15 protein-coding genes are annotated in these 16,001 nt (G+C 64.1%); 11 read left to right on the top strand and 4 right to left on the bottom strand.

Annotated features, from left to right (window positions below; all coding sequences use genetic code 11):
• The first annotated feature begins 11 nt into the window (after nt 1-11).
• Together rplS and ACZ9C1_RS13280 are read left to right on the top strand one after the other, a co-directional pair.
• Nucleotides 12-362, top strand: coding sequence for a 50S ribosomal protein L19 (gene rplS, locus ACZ9C1_RS13285; RefSeq protein WP_023629812.1), 351 nt, complete (start codon nt 12-14; stop codon nt 360-362).
• Between the two features lie 98 nt (nt 363-460).
• A complete protein-coding gene (locus ACZ9C1_RS13280; protein ID WP_023629813.1) occupies nt 461-868 on the top strand; it encodes an acyl-CoA thioesterase in 408 nt (135 codons plus the stop codon).
• 114 nt (nt 869-982) lie between these two features.
• Here the strand turns inward: ACZ9C1_RS13280 and ACZ9C1_RS13275 are convergent, their stop codons facing one another.
• Nucleotides 983-2,803 carry a cation:proton antiporter gene (locus tag ACZ9C1_RS13275; RefSeq protein WP_476254053.1) on the bottom strand — a complete coding sequence of 607 codons (1,821 nt, stop codon included), beginning with the start codon at nt 2,801-2,803 and terminating at the stop codon, nt 983-985.
• A gap of 68 nt (nt 2,804-2,871) precedes the next feature.
• Between ACZ9C1_RS13275 and xerD the strand changes: the two genes are divergently transcribed.
• From xerD to ACZ9C1_RS13245, 6 genes are all read left to right on the top strand, one after another.
• Entirely contained in the window at nt 2,872-3,768 is an 897-nt protein-coding gene (xerD, locus tag ACZ9C1_RS13270) for a site-specific tyrosine recombinase XerD (protein WP_139669154.1), read from the top strand.
• Between the two features lie 154 nt (nt 3,769-3,922).
• Nucleotides 3,923-4,672 (top strand): thioredoxin fold domain-containing protein, encoded by a 750-nt coding sequence (locus ACZ9C1_RS13265; protein WP_102685319.1) that lies wholly within the window; start codon nt 3,923-3,925, stop codon nt 4,670-4,672.
• Between the two features lie 82 nt (nt 4,673-4,754).
• Nucleotides 4,755-6,059, top strand: coding sequence for a homoserine dehydrogenase (locus ACZ9C1_RS13260; protein ID WP_023630110.1), 1,305 nt, complete (start codon nt 4,755-4,757; stop codon nt 6,057-6,059).
• A 54-nt stretch (nt 6,060-6,113) separates the two neighbouring features.
• On the top strand, nt 6,114-7,523 hold the full coding sequence (gene thrC, locus ACZ9C1_RS13255) for a threonine synthase (RefSeq protein WP_139669156.1): 1,410 nt from the start codon (nt 6,114-6,116) through the stop codon (nt 7,521-7,523).
• A gap of 155 nt (nt 7,524-7,678) precedes the next feature.
• The gene (locus ACZ9C1_RS13250; RefSeq protein ID WP_476254052.1) at nt 7,679-8,056 is read left to right on the top strand and encodes an ANTAR domain-containing protein; all 378 of its coding nucleotides are present in this window, start codon (nt 7,679-7,681) and stop codon (nt 8,054-8,056) included.
• A 138-nt stretch (nt 8,057-8,194) separates the two neighbouring features.
• A complete protein-coding gene (locus tag ACZ9C1_RS13245; RefSeq protein ID WP_476254576.1) occupies nt 8,195-8,476 on the top strand; it encodes a DUF3509 domain-containing protein in 282 nt (93 codons plus the stop codon).
• Nucleotides 8,477-8,659: 183 nt separating this feature from the next.
• Here the strand turns inward: ACZ9C1_RS13245 and ACZ9C1_RS13240 are convergent, their stop codons facing one another.
• On the bottom strand, nt 8,660-9,538 hold the full coding sequence (locus ACZ9C1_RS13240; protein WP_457378911.1) for a TIGR02285 family protein: 879 nt from the start codon (nt 9,536-9,538) through the stop codon (nt 8,660-8,662).
• Between the two features lie 10 nt (nt 9,539-9,548).
• Complete coding sequence (locus ACZ9C1_RS13235; protein WP_102685323.1) at nt 9,549-10,748, bottom strand: CaiB/BaiF CoA transferase family protein; 1,200 nt, start codon at nt 10,746-10,748, stop codon at nt 9,549-9,551.
• Between the two features lie 141 nt (nt 10,749-10,889).
• Here ACZ9C1_RS13235 and ACZ9C1_RS13230 point away from each other — a divergent pair, with 141 nt between their 5' ends.
• Nucleotides 10,890-11,432, top strand: coding sequence for a YaeQ family protein (locus ACZ9C1_RS13230; protein ID WP_046854377.1), 543 nt, complete (start codon nt 10,890-10,892; stop codon nt 11,430-11,432).
• 30 nt (nt 11,433-11,462) lie between these two features.
• Nucleotides 11,463-13,172: a single-stranded-DNA-specific exonuclease RecJ gene (gene recJ / locus ACZ9C1_RS13225; RefSeq protein WP_277501797.1), complete on the top strand. Its 1,710-nt coding sequence runs from the start codon at nt 11,463-11,465 to the stop codon at nt 13,170-13,172.
• Between the two features lie 913 nt (nt 13,173-14,085).
• On the opposite strand, the gene ACZ9C1_RS13220 is transcribed toward recJ, so the two are convergent.
• Nucleotides 14,086-14,727: a TetR/AcrR family transcriptional regulator gene (locus tag ACZ9C1_RS13220; protein WP_102690704.1), complete on the bottom strand. Its 642-nt coding sequence runs from the start codon at nt 14,725-14,727 to the stop codon at nt 14,086-14,088.
• Between the two features lie 172 nt (nt 14,728-14,899).
• Here ACZ9C1_RS13220 and ACZ9C1_RS13215 point away from each other — a divergent pair, with 172 nt between their 5' ends.
• Nucleotides 14,900-16,000 (top strand): efflux RND transporter periplasmic adaptor subunit, encoded by a 1,101-nt coding sequence (locus ACZ9C1_RS13215; protein ID WP_277501796.1) that lies wholly within the window; start codon nt 14,900-14,902, stop codon nt 15,998-16,000.
• Nucleotide 16,001 lies beyond the last annotated feature (1 nt).

Raw genomic sequence — 16,001 nt, 5'->3', positions numbered from 1 at the left:
AGGAGCACAGCATGACCAACAAGATCATCCAGCAGCTCGAAGCCGAGCAGATGAGCAAAGAGATCCCGACCTTCGCACCAGGCGACACCATCGTCGTCCAGGTCAAAGTGAAGGAAGGCGACCGCTCGCGTCTGCAGGCGTTCGAAGGCGTCGTTATCGCCAAGCGTAACCGCGGTCTGAACAGCGCCTTCACCGTGCGCAAGATCTCCAGCGGCGTTGGCGTAGAGCGTACCTTCCAGACCTACAGCCCGCAGATCGACAGCCTGGCCGTGAAACGTCGTGGTGACGTGCGTAAAGCCAAGCTGTACTACCTGCGTGACCTGTCCGGTAAAGCAGCTCGCATCAAGGAAAAACTGTCCTGAGTGCAGTTTGTCCGGTGGCCTAGGCCCCGTGCGAGAAAAAGCAGCCTTCGGGCTGCTTTTTTGCGTCTTGAATCTTGCCTTTGCGATGTGACTCCGAGATGACAACCCGAGACCAGGAAATCCAGCGCCGTACCGAACTGTCGGTGACCCGCGTGACCAAGGCGGTGTTCCCCAACACCACCAACCACCACAACACCCTGTTCGGTGGCACGGCCCTGGCGTGGATGGACGAAGTTTCGTTCATCGCCGCCACCCGTTTCTGCCGGCTGCCGCTGGTGACCGTGTCCACCGACCGCATCGACTTCAAGCACCCGATCCCGGCAGGCTCGATCGTCGAGCTGGTGGGGACGGTGATCAAGGTCGGCAACACCAGCCTGCAGGTGCAGGTGGATGTGTTCGTCGAGAACATGTACCTCGATGGCCGCGAACGGGCGATCCATGGCGTGTTCAGCTTCGTCGCCATCGACGAGGACAAGCGCCCGGTGCCGGTGCTGCCTTTGGCCTGATGCCATCGCGCTGATTTGACGCGTCCCTGTAGGAGCGGCTTCAGCCGCGATCACCCGCAACGCGGGTGCCAGGCATTGCGACGCATTCATCGCGGCTAAAGCCGCTCCTACAGGTCAATGTGCCACAGGCTGCTCGGTCAGTTCCGGTTCCACCAGTGCCACCAGTGTCCACCCCGGCTGTGGCTTGAGCGGGTTGTCCGGGCTGGCCACATGTACCCAGCCTTGCCCGTCCCGGGCGAACAGCAGCGTCGCCCGTGGGCCATGCAACTGCTGGTAGTCGCCCCAGCTGAATGCCTCGGTCAACGTGGTGCTGTACAGCTCGGCACCCTGATGCAGCAGTTTGGCCAGCTGCGCATAGGTCATCGCGCTCGACCCGAGCAATTGCCCGCGATGCTCCTCGCTGGCCCGGTGTTTGTCGCTGCGCTGTTTCTCCAGGCCGCTGGCCAGCACGAAAAGCCGGGCGTGGCCGAAGTCATGACGAAAGCGCGCGCAGGCCAGGGCATTGAGTTCGCCCGCCGGTGACAGCCCCAGCAGATGGCCCAGCCCGACCAGATCGAGGTGAGCGTCGGCATGCTGCGACGCAGGGTTGCCGAAGTAGGTCGGCAGGTTGTCCATGCGAGCGGCGCGGATGTTCTCCCAGCTCGAGTCGGTCAGCAGCACCCGGCAGCCCAGTTGTTGCAGCGCCTTGGCGATGGCGCGCGCAGGTGGGTTGGCGCCGACCAGGAGAAACCCGCTCGGCGCCGGTTCCGCCACCTTCAGCAGGCGTGCCAAGGGCCTTGCGGTGGCGCTTTGCAGGACCACGGTACCGATGATCACGGCAAAGGTCAGTGGCACCAGCAGCAGCGCGCCCTCATGCCCGGCCTGGTCCAGGCGAATGGCGAAGATGGCCGATACCGCCGCGGCGACGATGCCCCGCGGCGCGATCCAGGCCAGCAGCGCCCGTTCCCGCCAACTCAGCGGCGACCCCAGGGTCGACAGCAACACGTTCAGCGGCCTGGCCAGCAACTGGATCACTAGCAACAGGGCCAGTACCGCTGGGCCCAAGGCGAGCAGTGCCTGCAGGTCGAGCCGCGCCGCGAGAAGGATGAACAGGCCGGAGATCAGCAGCACGCTGAGGTTCTCCTTGAAGTGCAGGATCTGCCGCACATCCACGCCGGGCATGTTGGCCAGCCACATGCCCATGACCGTGACCGCCAACAGGCCCGATTCATGGACGATCTGGTTGGCGGCGATGAAGATGCCCAGCACCGCGGCCAGCGACGCCAGGTTGTGCAGATACTCCGGCAGCCATTGCTCGCGCATGATCTGCCCGAGCAGCCAGCCTCCAGCGGCGCCGAGCGCGCTGCCGCAGAAAATCACCCCGGCGAAGGTCGCCAGGCTGTGGCTCAGGCCTTCGCCGGCGGCGCTGGCGATGATGAAGCTGTAGACCACCACCGCCAGCAGTGCGCCGATCGGGTCGATGACAATGCCTTCCCAGCGCAGGATATTGGCGATCGCCGCCTTCGGCCGCACCACCCGCAGCATGGGTACGATGACCGTGGGGCCGGTGACCAGGGTCAAGGTACCGAACAGGATCGCCAGGGGCCAGTCGAAGCCCAGCAGCCAGTGGGTGGCCAGGGCGATCACCAGCCAGGTGCTCAGCGCGCCGACGGTGACCAGGCGATGCACCACACTGCCGATCTCGCGCCATTGCGACAAATGCAGTGTGAGGCTGCCTTCGAACAGGATCAGCGCCACCGCCAGCGATACCAGTGGCATCAGCAACGGGCCGAACAATGCCTGCGGTTGCAGCCAGCCCAGCACTGGCCCGGCGAGGATGCCGCACAGCAGCAGGAACAGGATCGCCGGCAGTTTCAGGCGCCAGGCCAGCCATTGGCAGAGCAGGGCCGCCGCGCCGATGCCGCCGACACTCAAAAGAATCTGCTGTTCGTTCATGCGGGCTCCCTCTGCATGCCATGTTGTGAAAGACTAAGCGTCATTTCGTCGTTTGCCACCGAGTTTTCATGCCAGCACTGGACCACCCGCTGATCGACCAGTTCCTCGATGCCTTGTGGCTGGAAAAGGGGCTTTCCGACAACACCCGCGCTTCCTACCGCAGTGACCTGGCCTTGTTCAACGGCTGGCTGCAGGAAAAGCACGTGCTGTTGCCCGATGCCGGCCGCGAACTGATCCTCGATCACCTGGCCTGGCGCTTCGACCAAGGCTACAAGCCTCGCTCCACCGCGCGCTTCCTGTCCGGGGTGCGCGGCTTTTTCCGTTACTTGCTGCGCGAGCGGTTGATCGCCGTCGATCCGACCTTGCAGGTGGACATGCCGCAACTGGGCCGGCCACTGCCCAAGTCGCTGTCGGAGGCCGATGTCGAAGCCTTGCTGCAGGCCCCGGATCGCGGTGAGGCGATCGGCCAGCGCGACCGCGCCATGCTCGAAGTGCTCTATGCCTGCGGTTTGCGAGTGACCGAACTGGTCAGCCTGACCTTGGACCAGGTCAACCTGCGCCAGGGCGTGCTGCGGGTCATGGGCAAGGGCAGCAAGGAGCGCCTGGTGCCGATGGGCGAGGAAGCGGTGGTGTGGATCGAGCGCTACCTGCGCGATGGCCGCGCCGAGTTGCTGGGCGGCCGCCCCAGTGACGTGCTGTTCCCCAGCCAGCGCGGCGAGCAGATGACCCGCCAGACCTTCTGGCACCGCATCAAGCACCACGCGCGGGTGGCCGGGATCGACAAGCCGCTGTCCCCGCACACGCTGCGCCACGCCTTTGCCACGCACCTGCTCAACCATGGCGCCGACCTGCGTGTGGTGCAGATGCTGCTGGGGCACAGCGACCTGTCCACCACGCAGATCTACACCCATGTCGCCAAGGCCCGCCTGCAACAGCTGCATGCCGAACACCACCCCCGTGGATGAATGATGTTCATGTTCCGCCGACTGGTGCCTGAGTACCCCTACTGCGCCAGTCTGTTGTGGTAGGCTTGGACGGTTTGTTGCAAGGGCCGACCGTTCGCCGCCCGCCAGGGCTGGGCGACGTCCCCACGGCCCCGTCCGCCTTCAGGAGTACCCCATGCGCGTGACCCAGATTTTCGCCGCCGCCGCCTTGGCGCTGGCCAGTACCTTTGCCGTTGCCGCGGCTACCGATGGCAATGCCGGTGCCGAGCAGGCGATCCGCAAATCGTTGCAGAACCTCCAGTTGGAGGTGCCGATCGAAAGCGTTGCCAGCAGTCCGCTCAACGGCCTGTACGAGGTCAAGCTGCAAGGCGGCCGCGTGCTGTACGCCAGCGCCGACGGCCAGTTCGTCATGCAGGGCTACCTGTTCCAGATCCAGGACGGAAAGCCGGTCAACCTCACCGAGAAGACCGAGCGCCAGGGCATCGCCAAATTGATCAACGGTATTCCGGCCGGCGAGATGGTGGTCTACCCGGCCAAGGGCGAGACCAAGTCGCACATCACCGTGTTCACCGACACCACCTGCCCGTACTGCCACAAGCTGCACGCCGAGGTGCCGGAGCTCAACCGCCGCGGTATCGAAGTGCGTTACGTCGCCTTCCCGCGCCAGGGCCTGGGTTCGCCGGGCGACGAGCAGTTGCAGGCCGTCTGGTGCTCCAGCGACCGTCGCGCGGCGCTGGACAAGATGGTCGATGGCAAAGAGATCAAGGCTGCCAAGTGCGCCAACCCGGTCAGCAAGCAGTTCCAGCTGGGCCAGTCGATTGGTGTAAATGGCACGCCGGCGATCGTTCTACAGAATGGCCAGGTGATTCCGGGCTACCAGCCGGCACCGCAAGTGGCCAAGCTGGCCCTGGCCGAGAGCAAGTAATCAATTCAGTACGCCGTCGTCATGGGGTGACGGCATGTTTCACGGTCGGCGCAGATGCCGGCCGTTCTATGGGGAGTTCACAGTGAAACCGGTCAAAGTAGGCATCTGTGGGTTGGGGACCGTCGGTGGCGGAACCTTCAATGTACTTCAGCGCAACGCCGAGGAGATCGCCCGCCGTGCCGGGCGCGGTATTGAAGTGGCACAGATTGCCATGCGCTCGCAGAACCCGAACTGCCAGATTACCGGTACCCCCATTACCGCTGATGTGTTCGAAGTCGCGAGCAACCCCGAGATCGATATCGTCATCGAGCTGATCGGCGGCTACACCATCGCCCGCGACCTGGTGCTCAAGGCCATTGAAAACGGCAAGCACGTGGTAACCGCCAACAAGGCGCTGATCGCCGTGCACGGCAACGAGATCTTCGCCAAGGCCCGCGAGAAGGGCGTCATCGTCGCCTTCGAAGCTGCCGTGGCCGGTGGCATCCCGGTGATCAAGGCGATCCGCGAGGGCCTGTCGGCCAACCGCATCAACTGGCTGGCCGGGATCATCAACGGTACCGGCAACTTCATCCTCACCGAAATGCGCGACAAGGGCCGTGCCTTCCCCGATGTGCTGGCCGAAGCCCAGGCGCTGGGCTACGCCGAGGCCGACCCGACCTTCGACGTCGAAGGCATCGATGCCGCGCACAAGCTGACCATCCTGGCGTCCATCGCCTTCGGTATCCCGCTGCAGTTCGACAAGGCCTACACCGAAGGCATCACCCAGCTGACCACCGCCGACGTGAACTATGCCGAGGCCCTGGGCTACCGCATCAAGCACCTGGGCGTGGCCCGTCGCACCGCCGACGGCATCGAGCTGCGCGTGCACCCGACGCTGATCCCGAACGATCGCCTGATCGCCAACGTCAATGGCGTGATGAACGCGGTGATGGTCAATGGCGACGCCGCCGGTTCCACCTTGTACTACGGCGCCGGCGCCGGCATGGAGCCGACTGCCTCGTCGGTGGTCGCCGACCTGGTCGACGTGGTTCGCGCCATGACTTCCGACCCGGAGAACCGTGTACCGCACCTGGCCTTCCAGCCGGATGCGCTGTCGGCCCATCCGATCCTGCCGATCGAAGCCTGCGAAAGCGCCTACTACCTGCGTATCCAGGCCAAGGACCACCCGGGCGTGCTGGCGCAGGTCGCAAGCATCCTTTCGGAGCGCGGTATCAACATCGAGTCGATCATGCAGAAGGAAGCCGAGGAGCAGGATGGCCTGGTACCGATGATCCTGCTGACCCACCGTGTGGTCGAGCAGCGCATCGACGACGCCATCGTCGCCCTGGAAGCGCTCCAGGACGTGGTCGGCAAGGTCGTGCGTATCCGCGTCGAACAGCTCAATTAATTCCGGTGGCGGGCCGTGACGGCGGCCCGCGCCCAGCATCGAAGGTTTGCATCCATGCGCTATATCAGTACCCGCGGCCAGGCTCCGGCCCTGAACTTCGAAGACGTCCTGCTGGCTGGCCTGGCCAGCGACGGCGGGCTGTACGTTCCCGAGAACCTGCCACGCTTCACCCAGGAAGAGATTGCCTCCTGGGCTGGCCTGCCGTATCACGAGCTGGCCTTCCGGGTGATGCGCCCGTTCGTCGAAGGCAGCATCGCCGACGCCGATTTCAAGAAGATTCTCGAAGAGACCTACGGCAACTTCGCCCATGCTGCGGTCGCCCCGCTGCGCCAGCTCAACGGCAACGAGTGGGTGATGGAGCTGTTCCACGGCCCGACCCTGGCCTTCAAGGACTTCGCCCTGCAACTGCTCGGCCGCCTGCTCGACCACGTGCTGGTCAAGCGCGGCGAGCGCGTGGTGATCGTCGGTGCCACCAGCGGTGACACCGGCTCGGCCGCCATCGAAGGCTGCCGCCGTTGCGACAACGTCGACATCTTCATCCTGCACCCGCACCAGCGCGTGTCGGAAGTGCAGCGCCGGCAGATGACCACCATCCTTGGCGACAACATCCACAACATTGCCATCGAAGGCAACTTCGACGACTGCCAGGAGATGGTCAAGGCCAGCTTCGCCGATCAGTCCTTCCTCAAGGGCACACGTCTGGTGGCGGTCAACTCGATCAACTGGGCACGGATCATGGCCCAGATCGTCTACTACTTCCACGCCGCGCTGCAGCTCGGCGGCCCGGCGCGTTCGGTGGCGTTCTCGGTGCCGACCGGCAACTTCGGCGACATCTTCGCCGGTTACCTGGCGCGCAACATGGGCCTGCCAATCAGCCAACTGGTGGTGGCGACCAACCGCAACGACATCCTGCACCGTTTCATGAGCGGCAACCAGTACGTCAAGGACGCCCTGCACCCGACCCTGTCGCCGTCGATGGACATCATGGTCTCGTCCAACTTCGAGCGCCTGCTGTTCGACCTGCATGGGCGTAACGGCGCGGCCGTTGCCCAGCTGATGGACACCTTCAGGCAGGGTGGCGGCTTCAGCGTCGAGCAGGACCGCTGGACTGAGGCGCGCAAGCTGTTCGACTCGCTGGCGGTGACCGACGAGCAGACCTGCGAGACCATCGCCGAGGTGTTCCAGAGCACCGGTGAAGTCCTCGACCCGCACACAGCGATCGGCGTCAAGGCCGCCCGTGAATGCCGCCGCAGCCTGGACACCCCGATGGTGGTGCTGGGTACCGCGCATCCGGTCAAGTTCCCCGAGGCGGTGGAGAAGGCCGGTGTCGACAAGGCCCTGGAGCTGCCGGCGCACCTGAGCGACCTGTTCGGCCGTGAGGAGCGTTGCACCGTGCTGGCCAACGACCTGAAGGTCGTGCAGGCCTTTGTCAGCCAGCATGGCAATCGCGGCAAGCCGCTGTAAGCTGACACCGTCCACAGGAAAGCCCGTCTTGCACGGGCTTTTTTGTGGGCGCAAGACGCACGGCAGCGGATTTCAGATTTTTCCCATGTAGTTCGATGGATACCCTTACTAGAGTGGCGCTCTGACCAAGCAGACACGGCTCCAGGGGGAGGCTCATGCATCAGCTCAATGTCCTTATCCACCAGGCTCGGCCCTACTATCAGATGCTCTTGCATCAGGCCTTCAATGCCCATGGTGTGTACAACGTACGGCTCACCGATGACGTGCCGGCAGCCACGGCCAACATCACACAAGGGCAGCGACCCGTTGATGTGCTGGTGCTCGACCAGGGGATGCCAAGCCGTCATGCCCGGCGCCTGTTCAAGTACCTGGTGCAGGCTTCCTGCGCGGGTGGGTTGCTGTTTGTCGGCTATGGCGACGCGGGGGGCATCGACCTGGCGCTCGAGGCCCGCAAACAGGGCTTGAATGTCCTGGCCGAGCTGCCCTGGCCGATGTCAATGGTGGGCCTGGAGCAGGCGCTCGGGCGCCTGTAGCCTGACCTTCGGCAAGCAAAGGGTGGGCGGAGCATCGAAACTGTCATGTTAGTCGCGGATGCTCGTGATGACGGGCCTGGCGAACTTTCCGCCGGCCCCGATGGTCAGTTTTCTTCCCCTAGCCAGCGAGTGATCCGGATGGAAAGAATCTGCAGACTGCTCAACGATGCCCTGACCCCTTACCAGGCCGAGATTGGACCGACCGATAACCGTGGCCGCCGTCACCTGAGTGTTCACGATGAGCACGGTTTGCCGATTTTGCGGCGTACCGTTTGTGAGCGAGAGCTGATAGAACAGCAATTGCTGGTCGATCTGGTCGATGGCCTGCACCGTGACCTGCAAGTTGCCGAAGGCCGCCTGCAACCCTGTGTGATCGCCGCCTTGCAGCATCAGAGGCAAATGCAGGGAACCTTTGCCTGACCGGCCCGTCAGACTCAGCAAGGGCAACCTGACGGTGCTTTGCTCCGGTGCCATCCAGGCTGTCACTGGAAGTCCCAGGGACTTTCGCTTGACCCCGGTCGTCTTCCCCAGCGGCCGGGGTTTCTTTTGCCTTGAATTCACCTGCACCCTGTTAGGTGCCACTGCTGATCTGCACGGGTCAGTTCAGCGCACCGGCGCTTCGCCCTGCTCGAAAAAATGCCGGGCCTGGCCCAGATAATCTTCCTGCAGCTCCGGATCCAGCCAGCGGGCATACAGGCCTGGCAACGTATCGCGGCGCAGCATCGGCAGCAGCTGGTCGATATTGGCGATCGCCTCGCGTCCCAAGGCGGTGTCCGAGCAGCCTACATGGAGGAACTGGTAGCGGTTGACGCCACGGATGGGATAGAAGCGGTAATCGTCCAGCGAGCCATTCTGCTGCTGGATCAGGTAGCGAACCTCTGGCCAGTAGCCGAGCACCAGTTGCAGGCGCCCCAATTGTTGCATCTCCAGCAGGCTGGCGGTGGCATCGTTGCCGTAGTGGCGGCTGAAGGCGCTGTCAGGCAACTGCTTCAGCACGTCATCGACCTGCACGCTATAGCTGCGCTCGGCGACGATGCCCAGCTTGAGCCGGGTCTGGGCCAGCAGCCGCTGAAGATCCACCTGTTGCCCATCCAGGTAAGGCTCCAGCAGCGCCTGGTCGCGCTTGCGCACCACCAGGCCACTGCTCAGTACGCCCAGCGATGGCTGGGAGAAATGCACGTACCTGGCACGTTCGGGCGTCCAGAGCAGGGTCGGGTCGCAAGTGAAACTGTGCTCCTGGAGCATCTGGATGCCGCGGGCGCGATTGACTCGGACGATCTGGTGGTCGTACTTGGGCATCTGCGCGATCAGCTTGGGCAACAATTGGTCGATCACGCCCTGGCCTTTGGCCGGCCCTTCGAAAATGGTGAACGGCGGCAGGTCACGGACCAGCCACAGCAGGCGCTCTCTGGCCTCGGCCAATTGTGCCGCGAGCGCGCTGAATACCAGGCAGAGCAGCAGGGGCAGGTGGCGGATGCGCATGGGCCGCGGATCAGACCGTACCGGCCGCGCGCAGGCGGGCAATGGCGGCTGCGTCGTAGCCCAGGCTGGCCAGTAGCGGCGTCGTATGTTCACCCAGGGCCGGTCCGACCCATTCGGCGCTGCCGGGGGTGTCGGACAGCTTGGGCACGATACCCGGCATCTTGAACGGCTTGCCGTCCGGCAGTCGGGCCTGGAGGAACATCTCGCGGGCGAGGAATTGCGGGTCGCCCAGCATGTCCTGGGCGGAGTAGATCCGGCTGGCCGGTACCTCGGCGTCGTTGAGCACCTGCATCACTTTGTCCAGCGGCAGGCCGTTGGCCCAGCGGTCGATGACGCCGTACAGCTCGTCGCGGCGGGCATCGCGGCCATCGTTGGTGGCCAGGGCGGCATCGTTGGCCAGGTCGTCGCGGCCGATGGCTTGCATGAAGCGCTTGAAGATCGCATCGCCATTGGCGCCGATCTGTACGTGCCGGCCATCGGCGGTGGTATGGATGCAGGAAGGGGTGATACCCGGCATGATGTTGCCGGTGCGCTCGCGGATAAAGCCGAACACGTCGAACTCCGGCACCATGCTCTCCATCATGGCGAAGATGGCTTCGTACAGCGCCACATCCACGACTTGGCCGTCGCCACCGTTGACTTCGCGATGACGCAAGGCCATCAGCGCGCCGATTACGCCCCAAAGGGCGGCAATGGAGTCGCCGATGGAAATCCCCGTGCGCACCGGTGGGCGATCCTCGAAGCCGGTGATGTAGCGCAACCCGCCCATGGATTCGCCAACCGCGCCGAAGCCCGGTTGGTCCTTCATCGGGCCGGTCTGGCCAAACCCCGACAGGCGCACCATCACCAGGCGTGGGTTGAGGGCGTGCAGCACGTCCCAGCCCAGGCCGAGCTTTTCCAGCACACCGGGGCGGAAGTTCTCGATCAGGATGTCGGCCTCGGCCAGCAGGCGCTTGAGCACTTCGCGGCCTTCAGGATGCTTGAGGTTAAGGGTCAGTGATTGCTTGTTGCGCGCCTGGACGAACCACCACAGTGACGTGCCCTCGTACAGCTTGCGCCATTTGCGCAGCGGGTCGCCGCCATCGGGCGACTCGACCTTGATTACCTCTGCACCGAATTCGGCGCAGATCCGCGAGGCGAACGGGCCGGCGATCAAGGTGCCGAGCTCGATGACTTTCAGGCCGGCGAGAGGTTTGCTGGGCATTGTCATGGGGCATCCGTGGAGGCTGGGCGTGAGCGCAGGTTGTATCACAGCTCGGCGGCGGCAGGTATATCGGCGTTGTCTGATCCGGCGCTGGCGCCCGGGATCAGTTAGACTGTGCGACTTTCCCCCGCAAGAAGCCTATCGCCCATGGCCCAGCCGTCCACAACCTACAAGTTCGAACTGAATCTGACCGACCTCGACCGCGGCGTGTACGAGAACGTTCGCCAGACCATCGCCCGCCACCCTTCGGAAACCGAAGAGCGCATGGCCGTGCGCCTGCTGGGCTATGCCCTCTGGTACAACGAGCAGCTGTCCTTCGGTCGCGGCTTGTCGGACGTCGATGAGGCGGCCCTGTGGGAAAAAAGCCTGGACGATCGCATCCTGCACTGGATCGAAGTCGGCCAGCCCGACGCCGACCGCCTGACCTGGTGCTCGCGGCGTACCGAGCGCACCAGCCTGCTGGCCTACGGCAGCTTGCGGGTGTGGGAGACCAAGGTGCTCGGCGCGGTCAAGGGCCTGAAGAACCTGAGCATTGCCGCCGTCCCGCAGGAGGTGCTGGAAACCCTCGCCACCGACATGCCGCGTACCATCAAGTGGGACGTGATGATCAGCGAAGGCACGGTGTTCGTCACCGACGACCGTGGCCAGCACGAAGTGCAGTTGCAATGGTTGCTTGGCGAGCGCGGCTGACCTGAACCAAAGCGGAATTGCGAAGACCCCATGCGTATCGAACCACGTCCCCTGCCGTCGCCCCTGCCTTTGCTGGGCAACCTGCCACCCTTGTTGACCCGTCTCTATGCCGCCCGTGGCGTGCAGTCCGAAGCCGAACTGGACAAGGGCCTGGCCCGCCTGTTGCCGTACCAGCAACTCAAGGGCATCGAGGCGGCGGTGGAGCTGCTGGTCGAGGCGCTCGACCAGCGCCAGCGCATTCTCGTTGTCGGCGATTTCGACGCCGACGGTGCCACCGCCAGCACGGTCGGTGTGCTGGGTTTGCGCTTGCTGGGCGCGGCCCATGTCGACTACCTGGTGCCCAACCGCTTCGAATATGGCTATGGCCTGACCCCGGAGATCGTCGCGGTCGCGCTCGAGCGCCAGCCGCAATTGCTGATCACTGTGGACAACGGTATTTCCAGCGTCGATGGCGTGGCCGCGGCCAAGGCCGCCGGGCTCAAGGTGCTGGTCACCGACCACCACCTGCCGGGCGAGCAGTTGCCGGCCGCCGATGCCATCGTCAATCCCAACCAGCCGGGTTGTGCGTTCCCCAGCAAGTCACTGGCCGGTGTCGGCGTGATCTTCTACGTGCTGATGGCCCTGCGTGCGCGGTTGCGCAGCCTGGGGCGCTACGAAACGCAGCCGCAGCCGAATATTGGCGAATTGCTCGACCTGGTGGCATTGGGCAGCGTCGCCGACGTGGTGCCGCTGGATGCCAATAACCGCATCCTGGTGCATCAGGGGCTGGAGCGTATTCGCGCCGGCCGCGCCCGCCCCGGGCTGAAGGCGATTCTCGAGGTGGCACGGCGTGACCACAAGCGCATCACTTCCACCGACCTTGGCTTCATCCTTGGCCCTCGGCTCAATGCTGCCGGGCGCCTGGACGACATGAGTCTGGGCATCGAATGCCTGTTGTGCGAAGACGCGACCCTGGCGCTGGACATGGCCCAACAGCTGGATGGCCTGAACCAGGACCGCAAGTCCATCGAGCAGGGCATGCAGCGTGAGGCCCTGGCCCAGCTCAAGGACCTGCCGGTCGAGTCCATGCCTTATGGCTTGTGCCTGTTCGACGCCGACTGGCACCAGGGGGTGATCGGCATCCTCGCCTCGCGCCTGAAAGAGCGTTACCACCGCCCGACCATTGCCTTTGCCGATGCGGGGGAAGGGGTGCTGAAGGGCTCGGCGCGTTCGGTGCCGGGGTTCCATATCCGTGACGCACTGGACGCCGTGGCGGCGCGGCATCCGAGCTTGATCAGCAAGTTCGGCGGGCATGCCATGGCGGCGGGGCTGTCCTTGCCGGCCGACAATTTCCCAGCGTTTGCCGAGGCGTTCGACGATGAGGTGCGGCGGCAGTTGCGTGAGGAAGACCTGACCGGGCGGTTGTTGTCGGATGGCACCCTGGCGGTGGAGGAGTTCCACCTGGATCTGGCGCGGGCATTGCGCAACGCCGGGCCCTGGGGGCAGCACTTTCCCGAGCCGTTGTTCCACGGGGTGTTCCAGCTGGTCGAGCAGCGGGTCGTCGGGGAGCGGCATCTGAAAGTGGTGCTCAAGAGCGAGTGTGGGGCGGTGCGGTTGGATGGGATTGCCTTTGGGATTGACCGGGAGGTCTGGCCGAATCCTACAGTGCGGTGGGTGGAGTTGGCTTACAAGTTGGATGTGAATGAGTTTCGGGGGAATGAGAGTGTGCAGTTGATGATTGCGCATATGGAAGCGCGGTGATCTTTTGTTGAATTGCTGGGGTTTTGGGGTTTTGGTTGTATTGAAGTTGTATGCGCATTCATTTGCGATGTCGACGCTTATTCACCTTTCCGCCCTTACGGCGGCTTACTTTGGTCTTGGCCAAAGTAAGCAAAGCCGTTGCGCTCCATTCATCCGGCCCTCCGCTTCGCTCCGGGTCCCCTCACTCCGGCCTTGCTCCCGGGAGGACCGCGCTGAACGCCCCATCCTGGGGCGCAGCGCTTGACGGGCATCCTTGCCCGTCACCTCCCTTCGCAAGGCCTGCGTTCGGCCTCCTGAAGTCGCGAAGTTACGGGCGGCGCCTGCACTAACGCAGCTAGTCGCTAGTTGCCATCGTGGGAACTCTAGATCAACATCGCGGGGCAAGCCCGCTGCCACCATAGTTTGACTACGTGATTCAACGTGGGAGCGGGCTTGCCCCGCGATAGCGTAATGAAGAACAACATAACAGCCACTAACAAAACCAACATATCTGCTCTTGATCTGCTCTTGCTCTTGCTCTTGCTCTTGCTCTTGCTCTTGCTCTTGCTCTTGCTCTTGCTCTTGCTCTTGCTCTTGCTCTTGCTTCTAAGTGCGCGATAGTTCAGGCGCCACCAATTGCGACTTCAGGAGGCCGAGTGGAGTTCTTGCGTAGTGGGGCGACGGCCATGGATGGCCGTCGAGCGCTGCGCCCCAGGATGGGGCGTTCAGCGCGGTACCCACGGGAGCAAGAACGGAGCGAGGGAACCCCGGAGCGAAGCGTAGGGGCCGTATGAACGGAGCCGAACGGTTTTGCCTACTTTTGTCAAGACAAAAGTAGGTCGCCGTAAAGGCGAAAGGGTGACTAAATGTCGACATCTTCTACGAATGCGCTCACAAAAAACAAAACAATCGCCCGGAACCCGAACCCGCCCCCTTACCCCCGAAACGCCCGAATAAAAACCCCCACCGCCTCCCGCACATGCGCCTCAGCCTCATCCCCCTCCAGCGCCGGCGAGCACCCCAGCAGCAACCGATAATCCGGCGCCCCCTTCACCAGGCAGAAGAAATGCTCCGCCGCCTGCCACGGGTTATCGATCCGCAACAGCCCGCGCTGGTCGACACAACGCAGCAACGCCTCCATCCCGCTCATCACCCGCTTGGGCCCCGCCGCATAGAAATACTGGCCAAACCCCGGATCCTGGCTACCCAGGGCAAAGATCAGGCGACTCAGCTTGACGGCCTCGTCACTGCTGATCAAAGCCTGGAAACCACGGGCAATGTTCAGCAGCACATCTTCCACCGCCGCGCCTTCGGGATACTCGAACATCAGGTCGGGCAACTGGTTCTGGCAGGTGGCCATGACCGCCGCGCCGAACAGCGTCTGCTTGTCGGTGAAATGGCTGTACACGGTGAGTTTCGAAACACCTGCCGCCGCAGCGACCGCATCCATGCTGGTGTTGGCATAGCCAAGGCTGAGAAACAGGCGCTTGGCGGCTTCGAGGATGGCCTCGCGCTTGGCCAGGTCCTTGGGCCGGCCGGGGCCGATGGGTGCGTCGTTGGACATGAGGGACCGCATTCTCTGTGAAAGGGGCACATCTTACCGGGTCCGGGGGCGGTCGGCTGCAGCGTACGTCGCACCACTAAATATCGATTTTCTCTGAAGCGCCTGCTTCCCCGGCTCGATTCGCTGACTTAATATACTCGCCAGTATAAATATTCGATGCGCCCTCTGCCAAAGGTCATTCATCATGTTGCGTCGTGCGTTGTCCCTCGCCCTGCCGGCCGTTGCCGTGCTGCTGCTCACCGCCTGCGGCCAGGAGGCCGCGCCACCTGCCGCACCGCGCCCGGCGCTGGTGGTCCAACCCCAGCCGGCCGGCGCATCCGCCGACAGTTACCCGGGCGAGGTGCGGGCGCGCTTCGAGCCTGAACTGGCGTTCCGTATCGGCGGCAAGGTCAGCAAACGCCTGGTGGAGGAGGGGCAGCGGGTCAAGGCCGAGCAGCCGTTGGCCGAACTAGACCCGCAGGACGTGCGCCTGCAACTGGAGGCTAACCGCGCCCAGCTGGCCGCGGCCGAAGCCAACCTGGCGCTGGTGCGCGCCGAGCGCGACCGCTACCAGAAACTGCTGGATCGGCAGATGGTCAGCCATTCCCAGTTCGATAATGCCGAGAACCTTTACCGCGCCGGCATGGCCCGCCTGAAGCAGGCCAAGGCCGAGTACGAAGTGGCGGGCAACCAGGCCGAGTACGCTGTGTTGCGCGCGCCCCAGGCTGGCGTGATCGCCAAGCGTCAGGTCGAGGTGGGCCAGGTGGTGGCGGCGGGGCAGACTGTGTTCACGCTGGCTGCCGATGGTGAGCGCGAAGTGGTCATAGGCCTGCCGGAGCAACAGTTCGCCCGCTTTGCTGTCGGGCAGACAGTCAGCGTGGAACTGTGGTCGCACCCGAACCGGCGTTTCGAAGGCCGGATCCGCGAGCTTTCCCCGGCGGCGGACCCGCGTTCGCGCACCTTTGCCGCGCGCATCGCCTTTATCTCCAACGCCACCCCTGCCGAGCTGGGCCAGAGCGCGCGAGTGTTCATCGATCATGCCGAACGTTCGCCGCTGGCAGTCCCGCTGTCGGCAGTGACCGCCGAGGCGGGGCAGGCCTATGTCTGGCGGGTTGGCAAGGACAACCGCCTGCAGCGCGCCGCTGTGCGTCTGGGTGCCTATGGCGCGGACAGCGTGCCGGTGCTCGAAGGCCTGGAGGCCGGCGACTGGGTGGTGGCTGCGGGCGGCCATGTGCTGCGCGAGGGGCAACAGGTGCGGCCTGTGGACCGCAGCAACCGTGAAGTGAACCTGGCGGCCAAGGAGTAAG

Source organism: Pseudomonas sp. TE21435 (assembly GCF_056279265.1).
This window is presented reverse-complemented; position numbering and strand designations above follow the sequence as displayed.

Bases quoted from the DNA above. Each gene is read 5' to 3' on its own strand.
- rplS (WP_023629812.1), top strand. From the start codon at position 12: ATGACCAACAAGATCATCCAGCAGCTCGAAGCCGAGCAGATGAGCAAA.
- ACZ9C1_RS13280 (WP_023629813.1), top strand. From the start codon at position 461: ATGACAACCCGAGACCAGGAAATCCAGCGCCGTACCGAACTGTCGGTG.
- ACZ9C1_RS13275 (WP_476254053.1), bottom strand. From the start codon at position 2,803: ATGAACGAACAGCAGATTCTTTTGAGTGTCGGCGGCATCGGCGCGGCG.
- xerD (WP_139669154.1), top strand. From the start codon at position 2,872: ATGCCAGCACTGGACCACCCGCTGATCGACCAGTTCCTCGATGCCTTG.
- ACZ9C1_RS13265 (WP_102685319.1), top strand. From the start codon at position 3,923: ATGCGCGTGACCCAGATTTTCGCCGCCGCCGCCTTGGCGCTGGCCAGT.
- thrC (WP_139669156.1), top strand. From the start codon at position 6,114: ATGCGCTATATCAGTACCCGCGGCCAGGCTCCGGCCCTGAACTTCGAA.
- ACZ9C1_RS13250 (WP_476254052.1), top strand. From the start codon at position 7,679: ATGCATCAGCTCAATGTCCTTATCCACCAGGCTCGGCCCTACTATCAG.
- ACZ9C1_RS13245 (WP_476254576.1), top strand. From the start codon at position 8,195: ATGGAAAGAATCTGCAGACTGCTCAACGATGCCCTGACCCCTTACCAG.
- ACZ9C1_RS13240 (WP_457378911.1), bottom strand. From the start codon at position 9,538: ATGCGCATCCGCCACCTGCCCCTGCTGCTCTGCCTGGTATTCAGCGCG.
- ACZ9C1_RS13235 (WP_102685323.1), bottom strand. From the start codon at position 10,748: ATGACAATGCCCAGCAAACCTCTCGCCGGCCTGAAAGTCATCGAGCTC.
- ACZ9C1_RS13230 (WP_046854377.1), top strand. From the start codon at position 10,890: ATGGCCCAGCCGTCCACAACCTACAAGTTCGAACTGAATCTGACCGAC.
- recJ (WP_277501797.1), top strand. From the start codon at position 11,463: ATGCGTATCGAACCACGTCCCCTGCCGTCGCCCCTGCCTTTGCTGGGC.
- ACZ9C1_RS13220 (WP_102690704.1), bottom strand. From the start codon at position 14,727: ATGCGGTCCCTCATGTCCAACGACGCACCCATCGGCCCCGGCCGGCCC.
- ACZ9C1_RS13215 (WP_277501796.1), top strand. From the start codon at position 14,900: ATGTTGCGTCGTGCGTTGTCCCTCGCCCTGCCGGCCGTTGCCGTGCTG.